Origin of the sequence: Paenochrobactrum pullorum (genome assembly GCF_041929845.1) — a bacterium.
Lineage (GTDB): Bacteria > Pseudomonadota > Alphaproteobacteria > Rhizobiales > Rhizobiaceae > Paenochrobactrum > Paenochrobactrum pullorum.
In genome coordinates this window covers 1-16162 of record NZ_JBHEEH010000015.1, presented here as the reverse complement: position 1 = coordinate 16162, position 16162 = coordinate 1, and the positions used below count along the sequence as shown (strand labels likewise).

General features: G+C 50.0%; 20 protein-coding genes and 1 pseudogene. 18 read left to right on the top strand and 3 right to left on the bottom strand.

What is annotated here, in order from left to right:
- Nucleotides 1-63 precede the first annotated feature (63 nt).
- The 13 genes from JNC77_RS14940 to JNC77_RS14880 are packed head-to-tail and all read left to right on the top strand — an operon-like array spanning nt 64 to nt 8606.
- On the top strand, nt 64-450 hold the full coding sequence (locus JNC77_RS14940) for a hypothetical protein (RefSeq protein ID WP_374833923.1): 387 nt from the start codon (nt 64-66) through the stop codon (nt 448-450).
- A complete protein-coding gene (locus tag JNC77_RS14935) occupies nt 416-2302 on the top strand; it encodes a terminase large subunit (protein WP_374833921.1) in 1887 nt (628 codons plus the stop codon). Before JNC77_RS14940 ends, JNC77_RS14935 begins: the two co-directional genes overlap by 35 nt.
- Before the next feature lie 7 nt (nt 2303-2309).
- Entirely contained in the window at nt 2310-3566 is a 1257-nt protein-coding gene (locus JNC77_RS14930; protein ID WP_374833919.1) for a phage portal protein, read from the top strand.
- 6 nt (nt 3567-3572) lie between these two features.
- The gene (locus JNC77_RS14925; RefSeq protein WP_374833917.1) at nt 3573-4436 is read left to right on the top strand and encodes a head maturation protease, ClpP-related; all 864 of its coding nucleotides are present in this window, start codon (nt 3573-3575) and stop codon (nt 4434-4436) included.
- Nucleotides 4436-5635, top strand: a complete 1200-nt coding sequence (locus tag JNC77_RS14920; protein WP_374833915.1) for a phage major capsid protein — start codon at nt 4436-4438, stop codon at nt 5633-5635. The genes JNC77_RS14925 and JNC77_RS14920 overlap by 1 nt, the downstream gene beginning before the upstream one ends.
- Nucleotides 5636-5677: 42 nt before the next feature.
- Nucleotides 5678-5959: a head-tail connector protein gene (locus tag JNC77_RS14915; RefSeq protein WP_374833913.1), complete on the top strand. Its 282-nt coding sequence runs from the start codon at nt 5678-5680 to the stop codon at nt 5957-5959.
- A gap of 8 nt (nt 5960-5967) precedes the next feature.
- A complete protein-coding gene (locus JNC77_RS14910) occupies nt 5968-6285 on the top strand; it encodes a hypothetical protein (RefSeq protein WP_374833911.1) in 318 nt (105 codons plus the stop codon).
- Nucleotides 6285-6464: a hypothetical protein gene (locus JNC77_RS14905; RefSeq protein WP_374833909.1), complete on the top strand. Its 180-nt coding sequence runs from the start codon at nt 6285-6287 to the stop codon at nt 6462-6464. The genes JNC77_RS14910 and JNC77_RS14905 overlap by 1 nt, the downstream gene beginning before the upstream one ends.
- Nucleotides 6451-6828 carry a head-tail adaptor protein gene (locus JNC77_RS14900; RefSeq protein ID WP_374833907.1) on the top strand — a complete coding sequence of 126 codons (378 nt, stop codon included), beginning with the start codon at nt 6451-6453 and terminating at the stop codon, nt 6826-6828. The genes JNC77_RS14905 and JNC77_RS14900 overlap by 14 nt, the downstream gene beginning before the upstream one ends.
- A complete protein-coding gene (locus JNC77_RS14895) occupies nt 6821-7303 on the top strand; it encodes an HK97-gp10 family putative phage morphogenesis protein (RefSeq protein WP_374833905.1) in 483 nt (160 codons plus the stop codon). Before JNC77_RS14900 ends, JNC77_RS14895 begins: the two co-directional genes overlap by 8 nt.
- On the top strand, nt 7287-7703 hold the full coding sequence (locus JNC77_RS14890) for a DUF3168 domain-containing protein (RefSeq protein WP_374833903.1): 417 nt from the start codon (nt 7287-7289) through the stop codon (nt 7701-7703). The genes JNC77_RS14895 and JNC77_RS14890 overlap by 17 nt, the downstream gene beginning before the upstream one ends.
- A gap of 43 nt (nt 7704-7746) precedes the next feature.
- A complete protein-coding gene (locus JNC77_RS14885; protein ID WP_374833901.1) occupies nt 7747-8187 on the top strand; it encodes a phage tail tube protein in 441 nt (146 codons plus the stop codon).
- Nucleotides 8187-8606: a gene transfer agent family protein gene (locus tag JNC77_RS14880; protein WP_374833899.1), complete on the top strand. Its 420-nt coding sequence runs from the start codon at nt 8187-8189 to the stop codon at nt 8604-8606. The genes JNC77_RS14885 and JNC77_RS14880 overlap by 1 nt, the downstream gene beginning before the upstream one ends.
- A gap of 262 nt (nt 8607-8868) precedes the next feature.
- Here the strand turns inward: JNC77_RS14880 and JNC77_RS14875 are convergent, their stop codons facing one another.
- Nucleotides 8869-9171 carry a hypothetical protein gene (locus JNC77_RS14875; RefSeq protein WP_374833897.1) on the bottom strand — a complete coding sequence of 101 codons (303 nt, stop codon included), beginning with the start codon at nt 9169-9171 and terminating at the stop codon, nt 8869-8871.
- A gap of 370 nt (nt 9172-9541) precedes the next feature.
- The gene (locus JNC77_RS17665; protein ID WP_510186621.1) at nt 9542-10087 is read right to left on the bottom strand and encodes a YjaZ family protein; all 546 of its coding nucleotides are present in this window, start codon (nt 10085-10087) and stop codon (nt 9542-9544) included.
- A 363-nt stretch (nt 10088-10450) separates the two neighbouring features.
- On the opposite strand from JNC77_RS17665, the gene JNC77_RS14870 reads away from it, so the two are divergent.
- Complete coding sequence (locus JNC77_RS14870; protein WP_374833895.1) at nt 10451-11401, top strand: Rha family transcriptional regulator; 951 nt, start codon at nt 10451-10453, stop codon at nt 11399-11401.
- On the opposite strand, the gene JNC77_RS14865 is transcribed toward JNC77_RS14870, so the two are convergent.
- On the bottom strand, nt 11393-11605 hold the full coding sequence (locus tag JNC77_RS14865) for a hypothetical protein (protein ID WP_374833893.1): 213 nt from the start codon (nt 11603-11605) through the stop codon (nt 11393-11395). The two genes, JNC77_RS14870 and JNC77_RS14865, sit on opposite strands and share 9 nt — an antisense overlap.
- 55 nt (nt 11606-11660) lie before the next feature.
- Here JNC77_RS14865 and JNC77_RS14860 point away from each other — a divergent pair, with 55 nt between their 5' ends.
- The 4 genes and pseudogenes from JNC77_RS14860 to JNC77_RS14845 form a co-directional block, all read left to right on the top strand.
- A complete protein-coding gene (locus tag JNC77_RS14860) occupies nt 11661-14702 on the top strand; it encodes a tape measure protein (protein ID WP_374833891.1) in 3042 nt (1013 codons plus the stop codon).
- Entirely contained in the window at nt 14702-15304 is a 603-nt protein-coding gene (locus JNC77_RS14855) for a hypothetical protein (protein ID WP_374833889.1), read from the top strand. Before JNC77_RS14860 ends, JNC77_RS14855 begins: the two co-directional genes overlap by 1 nt.
- A 5-nt stretch (nt 15305-15309) precedes the next feature.
- Nucleotides 15310-15975: a hypothetical protein gene (locus JNC77_RS14850; protein ID WP_374833887.1), complete on the top strand. Its 666-nt coding sequence runs from the start codon at nt 15310-15312 to the stop codon at nt 15973-15975.
- Nucleotides 15975-16162: pseudogene (locus JNC77_RS14845) on the top strand (GNAT family N-acetyltransferase); the annotation flags it as partial. The gene JNC77_RS14850 and the pseudogene JNC77_RS14845, both read left to right, overlap by 1 nt.

Here is a 16162-nt window from a genome sequence, read left to right as displayed (position 1 = left end):
GTTGGGGACGAACGAACGTGCATCCACAATTCAAAATATGACCCTTATACAATGGAGAGTGCCGTGGCGAGGCCTAGAACGCCTCAAGCCAAGGCGGCTGTTGAGGCTAGCGACAAAAAGAACCCGCAGCGCTTTAAAAACCGCTCAGAACCATCATCGAATGGCCCATTAGGCGCTCCGCCGAAGTGGCTCAAAGACAGCGACGACAACAAAGCGAAATCCGCGTGGGTTCTGTTCCAAAAAGAAATTCCATGGCTGACTGAATCGCACCGCATTCTGGTTGGCATGGCGTCAAACATTCAAGGCCGCATCATGGCGGGGCAGGAGGTTGGCGTTCAAGCCATGAACCTTTTGCGTCAGATGCTTGGTCAAATGGGCGCAACGCCATCCGATGCAAGTAAGGTAACGATTGCCAGTGACGACGAAGAAAAAGACGATCTCCTTGATTGAGGGGCCGGCACTTAAGCGTATTAACGACTATGCGCGCGCGGTTCTTTCAGGTGTTGAAGTAGCTGGACCACATGTGCGTAATGCCTGTAGAAGGCATTTTGATGATTTGGAAAAAGCAAGTGAACGCGGTTTGCATTTTGATGAAGCTGCGGCGCACCGTGTTTTTCGCTTCTTTGAGGAGCGTTTAAAACTTAACGAAGGCCAGTTTGAGGGTCGTCCATTTCAACTTCATGCATCACAGGCATTTAAACTTGGATCTTTGTTTGGCTGGAAGCGCGAGGACGGTTCAAGACGTTTTCGCCGTGCCTACATCGAAGAAGGAAAGGGTAACGGTAAATCCCCGTTTGCTGGCGGAGTTGGCCTTTATGGCCTGATTGCTGATAATGAGGCTGGCGCTCAGATTTACGCAGCGGCTGCCAAGAAAGAGCAAGCTGGAATCCTTTTTCAAGACGCCGTTAAAATGGTTCGGGCTGCACCTGCTTTAGTCGAGCGACTGAAATTCAGCGGTGGTATGGGTAAAGAATTCAATATTGCTCACCACAAGTCTCAGTCGTTTTTTCGACCTATCTCAAAGGATTCAGGCAAATCAGGATCTGGGCCGCGCCCTCATTTCGCGCTTTGCGATGAGGTGCATGAGCATCCAGACCGTTCCACCATGGAAATGCTGGAGCGTGGCTTTAAATTTCGACGCCAGCCACTGCTATTAATGATTACAAACTCTGGTAGCGACAAAAATAGTATCTGCTGGGAAGAGCATGAGCATGCCGTACGTGTCGCCGCTGGCACACAAACACCCGATGATGATTTTACATATGTTGGCGAAGTCATCGATGATACGACTTTCGCTTGGGTTTGTGCGCTTGATAAGGATGACGATCCGCTCGAAGATCCAACGTGTTGGAAAAAAGCTAATCCGCTTCTGGGCGTAATCCTGACACAAGAATATTTAGCCGGTGTCGTAGCTCAGGCAAAACAAATGCCGGGCAAGCTGAACGGTATTTTGCGATTGCATTTTTGCTGCTGGACAGATGCCGATAAGGCTTGGATGCCTCGCGAGACAGTCGAAAGCGTAATGGATGATTTCGAACCAGAGTTAGAGCATGCTGAAAAGCATGTTTTCATGGGTGTGGATTTGTCGGGTAGTCGCGATATGACCGTGCTAGCGTGTGTAGTGCCAACTGGTTTCAAAGAGATGGAGCGCGAGGATGGCAGCACAGTTAGCCTGCCTACTTTCGATGCATGGGTAGAAGCATGGACACCGGGCGACACTTTGAAGGCTCGAGCCGCTGCTGACAAGGCCCCATATGATTTATGGGTGCAGCAAGGCTGGCTGAACGCGCCTGCTGGGCAACGCATTCGTTACGACTTTGTTGCGTCACGCGTCCAACAACTTGATCAAGAGTTCGATATTCAGTCCATTGCATACGACCGATACGCTTATGACAAGTTTCGAGAGGAGCTTGAGGCATTAGGTGTGGAAGTCGTGCATGTCGCGCATCCGCAGGGTGGTAAGATTAGAGCAAGGCCAGAGCCTGAAAAGGTCGAGGCGGCTAAAGCTGCGGGCTTACCACCACCTCAAGGATTGTGGATGCCGGGATCTGTTTCTGCACTTGAAGATATGATTATCGACGGGCGCATTAGGATGCGCCGGAATCCTGTGCTTATGACCGCTCTTATGGGCGCAACTTTCGATCGAGACGCCCAAGATAACCGGTGGTTTGTAAAAACAAAAGCGTCGGTTCGCATCGATGCTGCTGTTGCATTGGCAATGGCTGTTGGTGGGGCCTTGGATACGCCAGCAGCACCAAAAGAATCCGTATACCGCAAAGGCCGCGGCCTTTTAATTATGTGAGGGCCGCATGGGCTTTAAAGATTGGTGGCGCGGCGCTAAACAGTCATCGCCATTAAGAAGAGAGCCAGCTTCTGTTGGCCCGTCATGGAATAATATGGCGAGCGGCTCGCTGGCAGATTATCTGGCTGGTCAGTCGATAGGCAGTGCCAACGTATCTGCTGATGACGCCATGAAGATTTCGGCGGTATGGCGCTGCGTTAGTTTGATTTCGGGTAACGTTGCAACCCTACCGTTGGATTTAAAAAGACGCGTTGGCGACAAGCGCTTAGATGCTGATGACCATGACTTGTGGCGTATTCTGCGTCGCAAACCGAATAAATGGCAAACGCCGTCTGAGTTTAGACGAATGCTGCAAATGAGCGTCTTGCTGCGGGGTAATGGATATGCTTACAAAGTAACGTCCGGTAAAAAGGTCGTTGAACTAATCCCGCTTAATGCTGACAACGTTGAGGTGAAGCAGGAGCGTGACCTTAGCCTGACTTATACCGTGACATTGCCAACGGGCCAGCGAACCATTCTTAAGCAAGATAGAATGCTGCATTTGCGTGGCATGACATTCGACGGCATCACCGGCTTATCGGTCATCACCTATGCGCGTGAAGCCATGGGTCTTGCAGCCTCAACTGAAAAGCATGCAGGATCACTCTTCCGCAATGGCACACGCACAGGCGGCGTTCTCAAGCATCCTGGTAAGCTAGACGAGGAGGGCATTGTCGCCCTTCGAGAAAGCTTGGATTATTACCGTGAAGGTGGCGGGCTTGAAGGCCGCGATCTTGTCCTTGAAGAGGGTATGTCTTACGAGCGCCTTGCCATGACATCTGTAGACGCGCAGTTCATTCAGACTCGCGTTCAGTCGTTGGCAGAAATTGCGATGTACTTCGGTGTCCCACTGCACATGGTTGGCCTTAACGATAAAGCTTCCAGCTGGGGCACAGGCATTGAGCAGATGGGTATCGGCTTTGTTACCTATACGATGCAGGACTGGCTCACGATGTGGGAGCAAGCCATTGCCCGTGACTTAATTGATGAAAATGAGCCTGATCTGTATGCGAGGTTCAATAATGCTGCCCTTCTAAAGGGCGATACTAAATCGCGTTACGAAGCGTACGCCATTGGTCGAAGTAGCGGGTTCCTCTCCGCAAATGACATCCGTGCGCTTGAAGACATGGACCCTATTGAGGGCGGTGATACGTATCTTGAGCCGCTGAATATGCAGCCACTTGGCACTCAGCCGTCTACCGCCACTGCGCCGACACAGGAATAAAACCATATGAATTTACCTAGAATTGCGGTGCCAGTGCGAGCTGGCATCAGCGCACGCACGCCTGATGCTGTGCTGGAGCGGTGGGATTCATCCATCCTTTCGGCAGATGCGGTCGGCGAAAATGTTATCTCAATTTATGATGTTATCGGTGAGGATTTCTGGTCTGGTGGCGGGTTTACGCTGAAACGCCTTGACGCTGCCTTGCGGTCAATTGGCCGACAAGACTTTGAAGTTCATATCAATTCACCCGGCGGTGACATGTTTGAAGGCGTTGCGATCTATAACAAGATTCGCGACCACGCCGACGCTCATTCCCTGACCGTTAAGGTCAAGGTTCTTGGTGTTGCCGCCAGTGCCGCCAGTGTCATTGCCATGGCCGGTGACGTTATCGAAATCGGCGCATCCAGCTCGATCATGATCCATAACTGCTGGACGATTGCCGTTGGCAACCGTCGTGACTTTGCAGAAATGGCCCAGACCATGGAGCAGTTCGACGCCAATATGGCATCGGTTTACGAGGCGCGCACCGGTAATGATGCAGTGGCAGTGGCCGCAATGATGGATGCCGAAACATGGCTTTCTGGACAGGCGGCTATCGATGCTGGTTTTGCCACTGATTTACTACCTGCTGACCGCATCAAGTCGGAGCCGAACACAAAGGCTCAAGCGCTTCGTGCTGAAAAGCAAGCCGAACGAGCACTGCGATTAGCAGGCGCATCCGCCAAGGATGCCAAAACGACTATTTCTGAACTGAAGGTTGGTGCGCGTGATGTGCAGCCTCCTGCCGCTGGTCGAGATGACAGTGGACCCGACCTAGCGGCTGTTGCCGCAGCACTTTCCAACAATCTTTCTATTCTGGAGGTCCAATAATGGACACTACTGCTATTACCGCTCTGATTGAAAAACAGGGTACTGCCTTTGAAGCATTCAAGGCCGAGCACAATGCTGCACTTGCTGACATTCGTAAGGGTCAGGAAGATGTGGTGCGTACTGAAAAAGTTGACCGGATCAACGATGAAGTCGGCAAGCTTACCGCTGCAATCGACGATGCCAATTCAAAGCTTGGCGCGCTCATGGTTGGTGGAGCTGGCGAGCCACACAAAGGCAAGAGCGAATACGCTCAGGCGTTTGATCGCTTCTTCCGTAAAGGCGATGAGGCTGGCCTTGAAGCTGCTTCCGCCGCAGCGATTAAGGCGGGTATGAGTGTCGGTGTACCAGAAGAAGGCGGCTATACTGCGCCTACTGAGTGGGATCGCTCCATCATCGACAAGCTGAAGACTGTTTCACCAATGCGCCAAATTGCATCCGTACAGACAATCAGCGGCAACGGCTTCTCAAAGCTGTACAATGATCGTGCGACAGCATCCGGCTGGGTTGGCGAAACTGATGTCCGACCTGAAACCACAACTGCAAAGTTTGCAGAAGTTAAGTTCAATACTGGCGAAATCTATGCCAACCCTGCAGCAACGCAGCGATTGCTTGATGACTCTGAAATCAATCTTGAAAGCTGGCTCGCCGGTGAAGTCGAGACTGAATTCGCCTATCAGGAAGGCTTGGCGTTTATCTCTGGAAACGGTACCGATAAGCCTAAGGGGTTGCTTACCTATACGGCTGCTAGTTCGCACCCATGGGGCGCAATCCCAGAGGTTAAAACTGGCAAGGCCGCCGAGCTGTCGCTGGATGGTCTTATTGACCTTGTTTACGATCTGCCAAGTGAGCGCACTCCTGCTGCTCGATTTGCAATGAACCGTAAGACACAGGGTGCTATCCGTAAAATCAAAGACGGTAACGGCAACTTTATCTGGCAGCCTGGCTTGCAGTCTGGTCAGCCAGCAACCGTGCTTGGTTTCCCTGTAACCGAGATGGCAGCAATGCCGGATATTGCGGCAGGTGCGATCCCAGTCGTGTTCGGTGATTTCTCAGGCTATCTGATTATCGACCGCACCGGTATTCGCATCTTGCGCGATCCATACACCAACAAGCCATTCGTGCAGTTCTACACCACGAAACGTGTTGGCGGCGGTGTCGTTGACCCGACATTGTTCCGCTACCACAAGGTTGCTGCTTAATCATGGTGGGGCGCTTAGGCGCCCTTTTCCATAGGAGGTAGCATGGCGGTCACGCTAGAGAAATTCAAAAAGCATCTCCGCGTTGAATTTGATGACGAAGATGATTTGATACAGACATATTTAGATGCCGGTAAGGCATGGGCGCTTTCCTATGTTCGGCGGGATGCAGTTCCCGACGGTGCAGATGCTGAGTTTGACGCGGCTATAATGTTGCAAGCCGCCAGCATGTACGAAAATCGAGAATCCGACATTACCGGAACAATCCACACCGAGATTCCAACGGCCACACGGCTGATTGACCCATACCGGCGAATGTCGGTCTAGGAGGATATATGACATATTCTACAAAGAATTATTTCACTGAGGGCGGCGATACGCTGGTTGTAGGTGGCAAACTTGTCATTGAAGAAGGCGCCGAAGTGGAGGGGCTGGAAGGCGATGGTGGCAGCTCAACTGCTTGGGCTGACGTTACAGGTAAGCCCGAAATTTTTCCTCCGACTGTTGGAACAACCGCAACAACTGCATCTGCGGGCAACCACAATCACGCGGTCACAGCTGATGCGGCAAGCGGTCTAGCCGCGGCTGTAAATTTGCAAGCTGCATTTGTCGCGCTATCAGCTCGGATTAAGGCGCTTGAAGGAGCAGGTTAATGCCTTGGCTCCGCTTTACATCTGACTTCGATTGGTCGCCTCGTTATGGCGTGACCATCGCATACCTCGCAGGTATGGAGATGAGTGTAACGAGACGATGTGCAGAAGCTGCCATGAAGGCTGGCAAAGCAGAGAAGTTGCCGACACCAAAGCGTGAGGCTGTAAATGGCAAATCGTAGTGGCGCGGGCAGCTTAAATTGCAAGCTGACATTTCAGCGTCGTGAAGACGTGGATGATGGTTTTGGTGGAACTCGCGGCGATTGGGTTGACCAGTTCACCGTGCCAGCACGCCTTGCTCCAAAATTTGGCGGCAGTGCAGAAAGCGTCATTGCCGCACGTTTGGTGTCGCGGCAGCCATATAATCTGACTGTGCGTGCAAGCAGCGCTACACGGCAAATCACTGCCGCATGGCGGGCGTATGATGCGCGAGCCGGACATACTGACGATAAACCAAACCGCGTGTTTGGTATCAAGACGGTCGTCAATCCAGACGAGCGCGGCGCATATCTCGAAATGTTGGTTGTTGAGGGTGAGGATGGCTAGAAGCGCATCAATCCTTGGGCTTGCTCGTCTTGAGCGCAAGCTCAAGCGTATGCCTGAAATTGCCAAGGCTACTATCAAGCAGGCAATGGAGCAGGGCGCCAACGAAATCGTTGAGATGATGAAAAGCCTTGCGCCCATCGATAATGGCGATCTACGAGACAGCATCGGCTGGACTTGGGGTAAAAAGCCCAAATACGCGCAAGCCATTGCGGTTGCTAAGTCCTCATTGGCTGGTGATCTAACAATCACTATTTACGCCGGCAATTCCAAAGTCAGATACGCGCATTTGGTCGAATTTGGGACAGCCCCGCACGTTGCAGGAGGCATGTTCAAGGGTGCACAGCATCCAGGAACTAAAGCGCAGCCATTTTTCTATGTCTCATGGCGAGCCAATCAGAAAAAAGTAAAATCCCGCGTACGCAGAGCTATCACTAAAGCAGCAAAACAGGTGGCGGCGAATGGATCCAGTTCTTGAGCTCCAAGGCGCTATCATTCAGCGTTTACGATCTTATGCGCCATTGGTGGCTCTTGCAGGCCAACGTAGCTACGATAACCCTCCCACCGATGATAAAGGGCAGGTTGCGCCTAGCATATTCCCATATATCAGTATCGGCCCGACGAGCGCTGAGCAGGCGAATGCGGATTGCATCTATGCAGACGATATCGTCTTCCAACTTGACGTCTGGTCGTTGCAGCCAGCGCAAAAGCAAATGCGCGATATTGCTGATGCTGTGCGAAAAGCGCTGAGAGGCTGGGAGCCACCGCTTACGGTCAACGCGCTTGTGGGCTTTGATTATTGGCGCACGGACTACATCAAGGACGGCAATATAAATCACGCCTCTATTCGCTATACCGCGACGGTAGAGCAACCGTAATTCACCACAACACTAAGGCCGTTACAGGCCAATGGAGGCCGTAATGGCAAAAGCAAAAACTATCAAGGGCGGTAAGTTCCGCGTTCTTCTCGGCAATGATGAAACACCCACCGTTTATAGTGCTCCATGTGGGTTCACTCAGCGTTCAATGAGTCTGAATAAAAGCCTTGAAGAAATCCAGATACCAGATTGTGACGATCCTGATAAAGTGGATTGGACTGGGCGCGACGCATCAAGCCTTTCTATGACAATCAGTGGAGAGGGCGTTCTTGCAGTGGATAGCTTGAAGACATGGCTCGCCGCTTGGAAGAGCGTGGATTCTATTCCTGTTAAAATTGAGCTTGAGCTGCCCACTGAGACCGTAACATGGACTGGTTTCATGCAGGTGGAAAACGTGGAAATTGCAGCGCAAAATTCGCAAACTGTCACACTCAACGTCAGCATGCAGTCTGATGGTGAAATGGTTGAAACGGTGGCGCCATAATGACCCGCGACGCAAAGATTGAACTCACATGGGCGGATGGTGATTACACCTTCCGCCTCGGATGGGGCGAATTGGAAGCCTTGCAAGAGGCTTGCGAGGCTGGCCCGTGGGTGATCCTTGAACGCCTATTCACCAAGCAATGCCTAGTTGGTGATATTTCGAATGTGATCCGGCAAGGTCTTATCGGTGGCGGGCTTGAACCGGTTGCTGCAACAAAGCTTGTTCGAACCTATATTGAAAAGCGTCCACCAGCGGAGAACCTTTTGTTCGCCACAGTTATTTTACAAGCAGCTATTCAGGGCGCAGCTGAGGAACCAGTGGGGGAGCCGCCAGCGGCAAGTCAGACGGAGAGCAACTCGACTGCCTCCCCAATGGAAAAATCAGATTTGCCGCCGTCTATGGAAACGGAGCAGCTTTAGGCTTCTCGCCCCAGCAGGTCCGGCAAATGTCCATGTGGCAGTTTATGGCCGCTGTTGATGGTTATGTAAAAGCGAATACGCCCGAAGATAAACAGGGTTTATCAACCAAAGAAAAAGACGAACTTTGGGAGTGGCTGGGGGAGTAACCAATGTTTGGGAAAGGATGATGTGATGAATATTAAGAGACTACGCCTCAATCTTGTGATGCGCTTTGCAAAATTGCTTGGTGTACCGGTGCAGGTACACCAGAGCTACTTCCCTATTATTTGATGACGATAGAGGGCATTAATTTGCGTAAGGTTGAGGGATAGTCGATTTTTCCTCTTGCAATGCAAGCATCGCTTGTAACGTTAATGACCAGCATTTTGTCTTTGGAAACACTGAAGTCTGTTAAATAGAGAAGTCTCTCTACCTCTTCCAGAGACCGGCTACTTTCAACTAATGCAAATGATGTCGTTTCTTCCCACACCGTTGGGAACGACCGGATCGCCTTCATAAAGCTGTCATACCGGGTAGAGTAACTGTCGTCGTATTTTAAATTAAAGCTAATCGCATAAGTAGCCATATTAATTTCTCCCACTTGTTAACGCCTCCATATGACGCGAGTCGTTTAACGGGTGGGAGAGAGACTAAGGTATGAGCGGGAAGTCGGATGTAGTTGTAACCACAGAGAAGAATGAAAGACATATTGACGGAGCCGGATTGAAAAACAGGGAAGTATTTTTTATCTAGGCTGTATAATTTTTTATGTGCCATTTTTTCGTTGACTAGTTTTTCGAGACTTGGTAGTTATATGTCTATACAGAACCTGGGTGATTGAGCTGAAAAGCAATAGGAACTGTTGCGCTACTAGAAATGGTAGTCCCTCTGGGAGGGCGCAAGGTGGATAGAATCACGAGAACCACTTGATGGTTCAGAAATAGCTCCTGAGGGGGCTATTCTCTTTTTATGACTACTCTTCTTCCTGGTGTTAAAGACGTTTTGTTAAGTTTTGACTGAACTAAATCGAAAAACGACACGGGAGCTGCCCTTTCAGTCATATTTGGTTTTATGTAGGCGCTACGTATTTTTAGAATGGCGTTCCCCTTCTTTTTGTTGTGTGACTTATAAACGTCAAAGAAAATTAAATACGGTGGGCCATTGCCTCGTAAATCAGTATTACTTATTGAGAAGAAATTATACTCTTCGCCGAAGTACACTGATCGTTCATTTATACTTCTAGTTAATGCTGGAAGTCTACGAGAGTAATTGTGCCTTTGAGTGCAAAAAGCCCTTATTTCATTTTCATGCTGGTAGATGGTGTCAGGGGCGTGCCAGACTTGTTTTTCTTCAGTGAAGCAATGACAGCTAAATTCTACCCATATCCGAAATTCGACTTCATTCTCTGAAATCACAAATGCAAACGGATCTAAGTGATCTAAGCTATAGGTGGTGCCCCTATAATTTTTTTTCTTAAAATAAGCCACTACTTTCCCCGCCATTTATAACGGTGAGGGTATGCCATGTTTTATGGCTGTGTATCAAGTAGTATAGATGAGAGTAAATATACTATAAAAGTGTCTAGCCCTTATTCTCTTTATCGTACTTAAGTCCAAGTTCGATTAAGCGCCTGATTGCTTCTGCGCGAGCTGGAAGGTCGGGTTGTTTACGGCGCCAATCGTCAATTGACCGAATAAACTCTTCGGATGCGCGCATTTGGATTTGTTTATCATTAATAAGTGCCATGCCTGAGTGTATAGCATGTATTGACAGTCTTGCAATATACCATGTATATACATGGTGTCGGCCAAAACAAATATTGCGAGTATTTGTTCTGGCCTAACCCGAACCAAGGATTGCACCCTATGGAACAAGCTGTCAGAATCAATAACATAGATTCAATTACTGTTGCAGATATTAGTCTTGTCAAAGACGATGAAGAGAGAGTTAGCCACAAGCGTTTAGCTTTTGTATTAGGCATGAAGCAGCATCATAAGTTACGCCATCTTGTAGAGCGGAACATTGAAGAATTTCAAAGGTACGGTGAGGTTTCGTCCACAGTGGACGAAACTACTAAAAAGGGCGGGAGGCCAAGCCAAGTTGTTTGGCTCAACGAGGGGCAAAGCATTTTAGCAGCTGTACGTTCAGATGCACCCAAGGCGCCAGAAGTTCGCCATCAAATAATTACTGCGTTCATGGAATACCGTCGCGGTAGAATCGAAAAACCAATTGAAGTACGCAAACACAAACGCCGCACATCTACACCAGTCGATACCGCAATTAAACTATCCCGCACCGCAAGCCGCCTAGAAGCCGTAGCAGATAAAATTCAGCCTAAGATGCCGGATATGTGCGCAATGGTGATTAATGGGGAATCGGTTTTTGTCGATATCCATAAGTTTGATGGTGCTGGCAGGGCAGTGACGCTCGGACACGATGGTGTAATCAAAATAGAATACGTTGAGCCCACAACCAGTGATTACAAGCCAATGGGTGAGAGATTTGCGTTAGGAGAGCGCTATCGGTCGCCATGCGGCAGAATAATGCAAAATGGCGTGGCCGTACTTGGCATGGTTATTGAACAAGGCCAATCCATTGCAATGCAGTCCACTGCAATGCAGCCGATGCAAATTGAACATGAACCAGTAAAAAGGATGGCCGTAATTATTGGACATCCAAATCAATCTGCGCCTTACCGTGATAAAATCTTAGCCTTACTTGGCACCGGTCTCAGTAAGACTCAAATCGCTGAAAAAGTCGGCTGTAGCTATCACGGCGTTGATTATTGGGCGCGTAAGGCAAGGCAACTAGGGTAGTTTGCCGGTTTCAATAAAATTGATACAATCTTGCAACCGTTTCTTCGCCAAGCGTTTGTCACTAGCCGTTTCATTTGGCGCGCCATTTTGAATCATGGAATTGCATGAAGCGGCATACTCCTGCCGAGCGTTCTTGCTGTCCCAAAAATAATAGCCAACGAAGGCTATGACGGCGACGCAAGCCGCACCGATTAAAAATCTCATCCCACCTCCAAAGCTCGCCAACGCGGGCTTTTTTCTTATCAGGACATTGTAGCGTATGGCAACAGACATTGAAAAGCTGGTTGTCCAGCTTTCCGCTGACTTTAAAAGCTTTGAGAAATCATTGGCGCGTCAGCAAGGCGTGGCGAACAAGCAATTCAATGCAATTGAGCGCCGTGCACTTCAGATGAATAAAAAACTGGACGGTATTTTTTCGAGGTCTTTCAATGGGCTGAAGGCAGGAGTTGCTGGTGTCGGCGCTGCTCTTGGTGTGAATGAACTACGCAAGTTGACGGACACATGGACGGACTTAACGTCTCGCGTCAACCTTGCTGTTGGTAGTCAAGAAAAGGGTGTCGAGGTGATGGATCGTCTGGGCACTATGGCCAGACGTACCTATTCAGACCTAAGTTTAACCACGGAAAGCTACCTTGCGAACAGTACAGCCCTACAAGAGTTGGGTTACAGCACTGATCAGTCTCTTGATTATACAGAGGCGCTTAACAACGCACTGGTTGTCTCTGGTGCTAAGGGCGATAAAGCCGCACGGGTTCAAGACGCACTCGCTAAAGCAATGGGCTTGGGCAAGCTGCAAGGCCAAAACCTCAACACTATTCTTGCTGATGGCGGTCGAGTTGCTGAGGCATTGGCTGCTGGCCTTGGTACGACGGTGGGCGGATTACGCAAGCTTGGAGCCGAAGGCAAGATTACTGGTCGTGTGATGGTGGATGCCCTTTCCAGCCAGATGGAGAAGTTGCGCAAAGAAGCGGAATCTATGCCCGCTACAATTGGTGATGGCTTCACGCTCTTAAATAATGCTTTGCTTGAGTATGTTGGTAATGCCGATAGTGCGACTGGTGTTTCAGCTAAAATTGCTGACGCTTTGATTATTATTGCTGATAATTTTGATAAAGTGGCGGATGCAGGATTGCAGGTCGCTGCGATCTTAGCTGGCGTGTTAGTTGGCCGCTCTCTCGCGCAAATGATCCGCACACTTGGCCTTGCTGGCACAGCTCTTAAGAGTTTTCTTAGCACACTAGCGGCAGCGCGCACTATGGGCGGGTTAGCAACTGCATTTGGTGGATTAAGCGCCGCTGCTGGACCAGTTGGCATGGTTATTGGCGGCGCTGTCGTTGGCTCCCTAGCGATGTATTCATCGCACACTTCGGATGCAATTAGAAAGTCTGAGGCGTTCGAGAAAGAACTAGTTAGCCTTGGTTTACTCGCTAAAAAATCTGCCTCTGGCATTGATGATGCAGCAGATTCAATAATTAAGCTTGGCGACGCCCAAGCAGCCCAGAAAATCAGATCTATAGCTGACGAGATAGAGCGACTACGCACAGGTGGTAAGTTCGGTGGCGCTGGCGATGAGCTTAACGCTTTGCAAACTGATGCCCGAGGTTCATTATGGGATGATAAGGCTGATGCCGCGGCTAAAAAGGAAATATCAGAGTTAATCACTCTGTTGCAGACTACGCAAATTACTGCAGGTGAAGTCCGTAAGCGTATGGACGCATTACGAACAACGCCAGTTAGCGATTCAGTTAAAGAACTCGCTGATGACCTTGATCGCACAGCCGCGAAAATGGAGGCTCTTAACGCCCGAGCCTCACAGCTTGGTGCGATGCCGGAACTTGACGCAGCTAAAGAGCAGTTGAATGCAGTCATCGACGATCTTGATCGACTTGAAAAGCGTGAGATCATAACATCGGAGCAGCGCAGGAACTTAGAGGATGCCCTCACGAAGCTGCGCGACACAGGCGAAGGTGCTGACGATGCTCGGACGGCTTTAGCAACGCTAGGTAGCCTCAGTTTTAGCACAACTCTTATTGGTCTTGATAGCCTGATTGGCAAGGTGTCAGTCTTATATCAAGAGGCCGAAAAAGCTAGCGGGGCTATGGCTCGCGCAGCTGGACAAGGTTCATCTTCATTCAGTCGCGGCGGTCGCACACGCGCACGCCAGACTATGATTGAGGAGCGTGAGCTCAATAGTGAGTATGTTTCTAGCGCTAAGCAGAGAGCTGCTTTAGGCAAAGCGCAATATGATCTTGAGGCTAAAATTGCTCAGGTTCGTGCGCAGTCTATAAAGGATGGCCGCAAGCTAACTGAAGCTCAAATTAAAGAAATAGCAGCTGCACAATTAGCCGGAGATGCAGCCCGCTCAGCTGAAGGTAAGAAGCCTAAGAAAGAAAAAGCGCCTAAAAAGACAGAAGATGATTATTTCTTCCAAATCACTCAGCAAGTCAAAGACCGTACTGCCGCTTTGGCTGAAGAAGCCAAAATCACCGGCCTGACATTTGTTGAGCAGGAGAAGCGCCGCACGGCTCTTGAATTAGAGCAAGACGTGCTTTCGCGTCTGCGTGAAGAAGCTCGTAAAAAAGGCGATAAGGATTGGGAGAATATCAAACTTACGCCTGAGCAGGTATCGTCTATTGATGCGGTGTCGGAAGCTTATGCAAGGCAAGCCGATGAGCTTCGTAAGATTCAGGAGGCGCAATCCGATGCAGAGCGAGCAGCGGCTGAATTTGCGGACACTATCAAATCTGGTTTTGTTGATGCTGTGACAGGTGCGAGCAGCCTTCAGGATGCTTTGTCAGGCATTCTTAAAAAGCTGGCTGAAATGATCTTAAACAGCGCCTTTGATAAGCTGTTTAACGGCGCAACAGCATCAGGCGGTTGGCTCACGGGGGCAATGAAAGCAATCGGCTTTGCAGACGGCGGCTATACCGGAGCGGGGGGCGTTAATCAGCCTGCTGGCGTTGTTCACAAGGGCGAGGTCGTCTGGTCGCAGAAGGACGTTGCCCGAGCGGGTGGCGTTGCTGCTGTTGAGGCAATGCGTCGTGGTATGCGTGGCTATTCAGCTGGTGGTGCTGTTGCGATGCCAGCCTTGAAAGCACCGACTATGCCTGTCCTAAAAGCGCAGCCAGCCGGTGGTGGCTCTGTATCTGCTCCGGTCTCCATCCAGATTGATGCTCGCGGAGCTGATAATGAAGGCCTTGCTCGATTGGAAAAGCAGCTGGCTAGGATGCAAAGTGAGTTGCCGTCACGGGTTATCCAGACAATCAGAAAAGCACAGAATTCAAATGTGAGTTTGGGTTGATGGTTACATATCCAATTGACTTCCTCGTCACTTTCCCTGGGTGGTCAACTGATTTTGACCTTAAATATCGGCAAGAATTAAGCCGTACAGCGGGAGGTGTGACGCTGATTAAGAACTTAGGTTCGCCATTGTGGATAGCGACCTATCAGACGCGCAACATGCGTCCGAATGAGCTTGATCAATGGCGAGCAAGATTGAAGTTGCTTGAGGGCGGCTTGCAAGAGTTCTTAGGGCGACCGACAAGCCGATGTTATCCGATTGCTTATCCTAAAGGGCAGGGTATCGGTAATACTGTAAATATGAAGCTGGCAGCCTTTGGCTCCGGTCGGCAGGCAGTGGCTTTTTCTGGTGTACCAGCCGGATATAGCTTTACGGTTGGTGATTTCATCCAGATTGGAACGAGGAACCTGCATCAAATTGTTGCTGTTGGTTCCGAATTGGAAATCCGGCCTCACTTATGGCCGGAGACGAAAGTCAACGATCCGGTAAAGATTGTTCGGCCAAGCTGTAAGATGATCATGGTGCCAGAAACCTTAACCAGCACCGCAGAACTCGGAACCGGTCGTGGATCTATCACATTTCAAGCGATAGAGAGCAGGTAGGAATAATGCGTTATATTTCAGCGGCCAATCAGGCGGCGCTTGAAGCGCGTGCCTTGGAGGCGCGTGACTTCTTATGGATCGTTGCCCGTAATCGCTCGAGCGGCATCCAGCAGACAGAAGGTTTGTGGTCCGATGTCGGTAATGTCTCTGCCGCTGTCATCAATCCCGATAATGGCTTGCCTGTCACGCGTGATTGGTATGGAACTGGCAGTCTCGTTGTGATTGACGATATCCCGCTGGTTGCCAATCTTTCCGTGCAAGAGATCAGGATTCGGCTGTCACAGGTGCATGAGCGTGTTGAGCGCATTGTGCGTGATTATGATTGCCAGCAAGCGCGGGTTGAAGTCTATCGCGGTTTGTTTGATCCGAGCACCAAACAAATGGTGGCACCTGCTGAATGCCGATTTGTCGGCTTCGTTGATAAGATAGACATCAAAACACCGGCTGAGGGTGAAGAAGGTGGTGTGACGCTGAGCTGTGTCAGCCATACGCAGGAATTTACCCGTTCCAACCCCGATACCAGATCAGATGCCACACAGCGTCTGCGAGATCCGTATGATGATTTCTTTGCCGATGCTGATACGGCCACCGAATGGGAAATCTGGTGGGGCTCGGAAAAGGGCAAAGTGCCAACACAGAAGAAGCGCAAGAAGTTTTTAGGGCTATTTTGATGATCCGGCACGCAACACACTCTGACAAGATGGCTTGCATTCACCTGCTGCGTGAAAGTCATCGGGCAGCTGGTTTTGATTATCCGTTTCAGGCGGCCTATGCGGCACAACTCTTTGATCAGCACATGGCAAGCCGTCAAGCTTGCGTGCTTGTCTTTGAACATAACAGCCAAGTAAGCGGCCTCTT

Bases quoted from the DNA above. Each gene is read 5' to 3' on its own strand.
- JNC77_RS14895 (WP_374833905.1), top strand. From the start codon at position 6,821: ATGGCTAGAAGCGCATCAATCCTTGGGCTTGCTCGTCTTGAGCGCAAG.
- JNC77_RS14905 (WP_374833909.1), top strand. From the start codon at position 6,285: ATGCCTTGGCTCCGCTTTACATCTGACTTCGATTGGTCGCCTCGTTAT.
- JNC77_RS14920 (WP_374833915.1), top strand. From the start codon at position 4,436: ATGGACACTACTGCTATTACCGCTCTGATTGAAAAACAGGGTACTGCC.
- JNC77_RS14860 (WP_374833891.1), top strand. From the start codon at position 11,661: ATGGCAACAGACATTGAAAAGCTGGTTGTCCAGCTTTCCGCTGACTTT.
- JNC77_RS14900 (WP_374833907.1), top strand. From the start codon at position 6,451: ATGGCAAATCGTAGTGGCGCGGGCAGCTTAAATTGCAAGCTGACATTT.
- JNC77_RS14855 (WP_374833889.1), top strand. From the start codon at position 14,702: ATGGTTACATATCCAATTGACTTCCTCGTCACTTTCCCTGGGTGGTCA.
- JNC77_RS14870 (WP_374833895.1), top strand. From the start codon at position 10,451: ATGGAACAAGCTGTCAGAATCAATAACATAGATTCAATTACTGTTGCA.
- JNC77_RS14890 (WP_374833903.1), top strand. From the start codon at position 7,287: ATGGATCCAGTTCTTGAGCTCCAAGGCGCTATCATTCAGCGTTTACGA.
- JNC77_RS14915 (WP_374833913.1), top strand. From the start codon at position 5,678: ATGGCGGTCACGCTAGAGAAATTCAAAAAGCATCTCCGCGTTGAATTT.
- JNC77_RS14930 (WP_374833919.1), top strand. From the start codon at position 2,310: ATGGGCTTTAAAGATTGGTGGCGCGGCGCTAAACAGTCATCGCCATTA.
- JNC77_RS14925 (WP_374833917.1), top strand. From the start codon at position 3,573: ATGAATTTACCTAGAATTGCGGTGCCAGTGCGAGCTGGCATCAGCGCA.
- JNC77_RS17665 (WP_510186621.1), bottom strand. From the start codon at position 10,087: ATGGCGGGGAAAGTAGTGGCTTATTTTAAGAAAAAAAATTATAGGGGC.
- JNC77_RS14885 (WP_374833901.1), top strand. From the start codon at position 7,747: ATGGCAAAAGCAAAAACTATCAAGGGCGGTAAGTTCCGCGTTCTTCTC.
- JNC77_RS14850 (WP_374833887.1), top strand. From the start codon at position 15,310: ATGCGTTATATTTCAGCGGCCAATCAGGCGGCGCTTGAAGCGCGTGCC.
- JNC77_RS14880 (WP_374833899.1), top strand. From the start codon at position 8,187: ATGACCCGCGACGCAAAGATTGAACTCACATGGGCGGATGGTGATTAC.
- JNC77_RS14875 (WP_374833897.1), bottom strand. From the start codon at position 9,171: ATGGCTACTTATGCGATTAGCTTTAATTTAAAATACGACGACAGTTAC.
- JNC77_RS14910 (WP_374833911.1), top strand. From the start codon at position 5,968: ATGACATATTCTACAAAGAATTATTTCACTGAGGGCGGCGATACGCTG.
- JNC77_RS14865 (WP_374833893.1), bottom strand. From the start codon at position 11,605: ATGAGATTTTTAATCGGTGCGGCTTGCGTCGCCGTCATAGCCTTCGTT.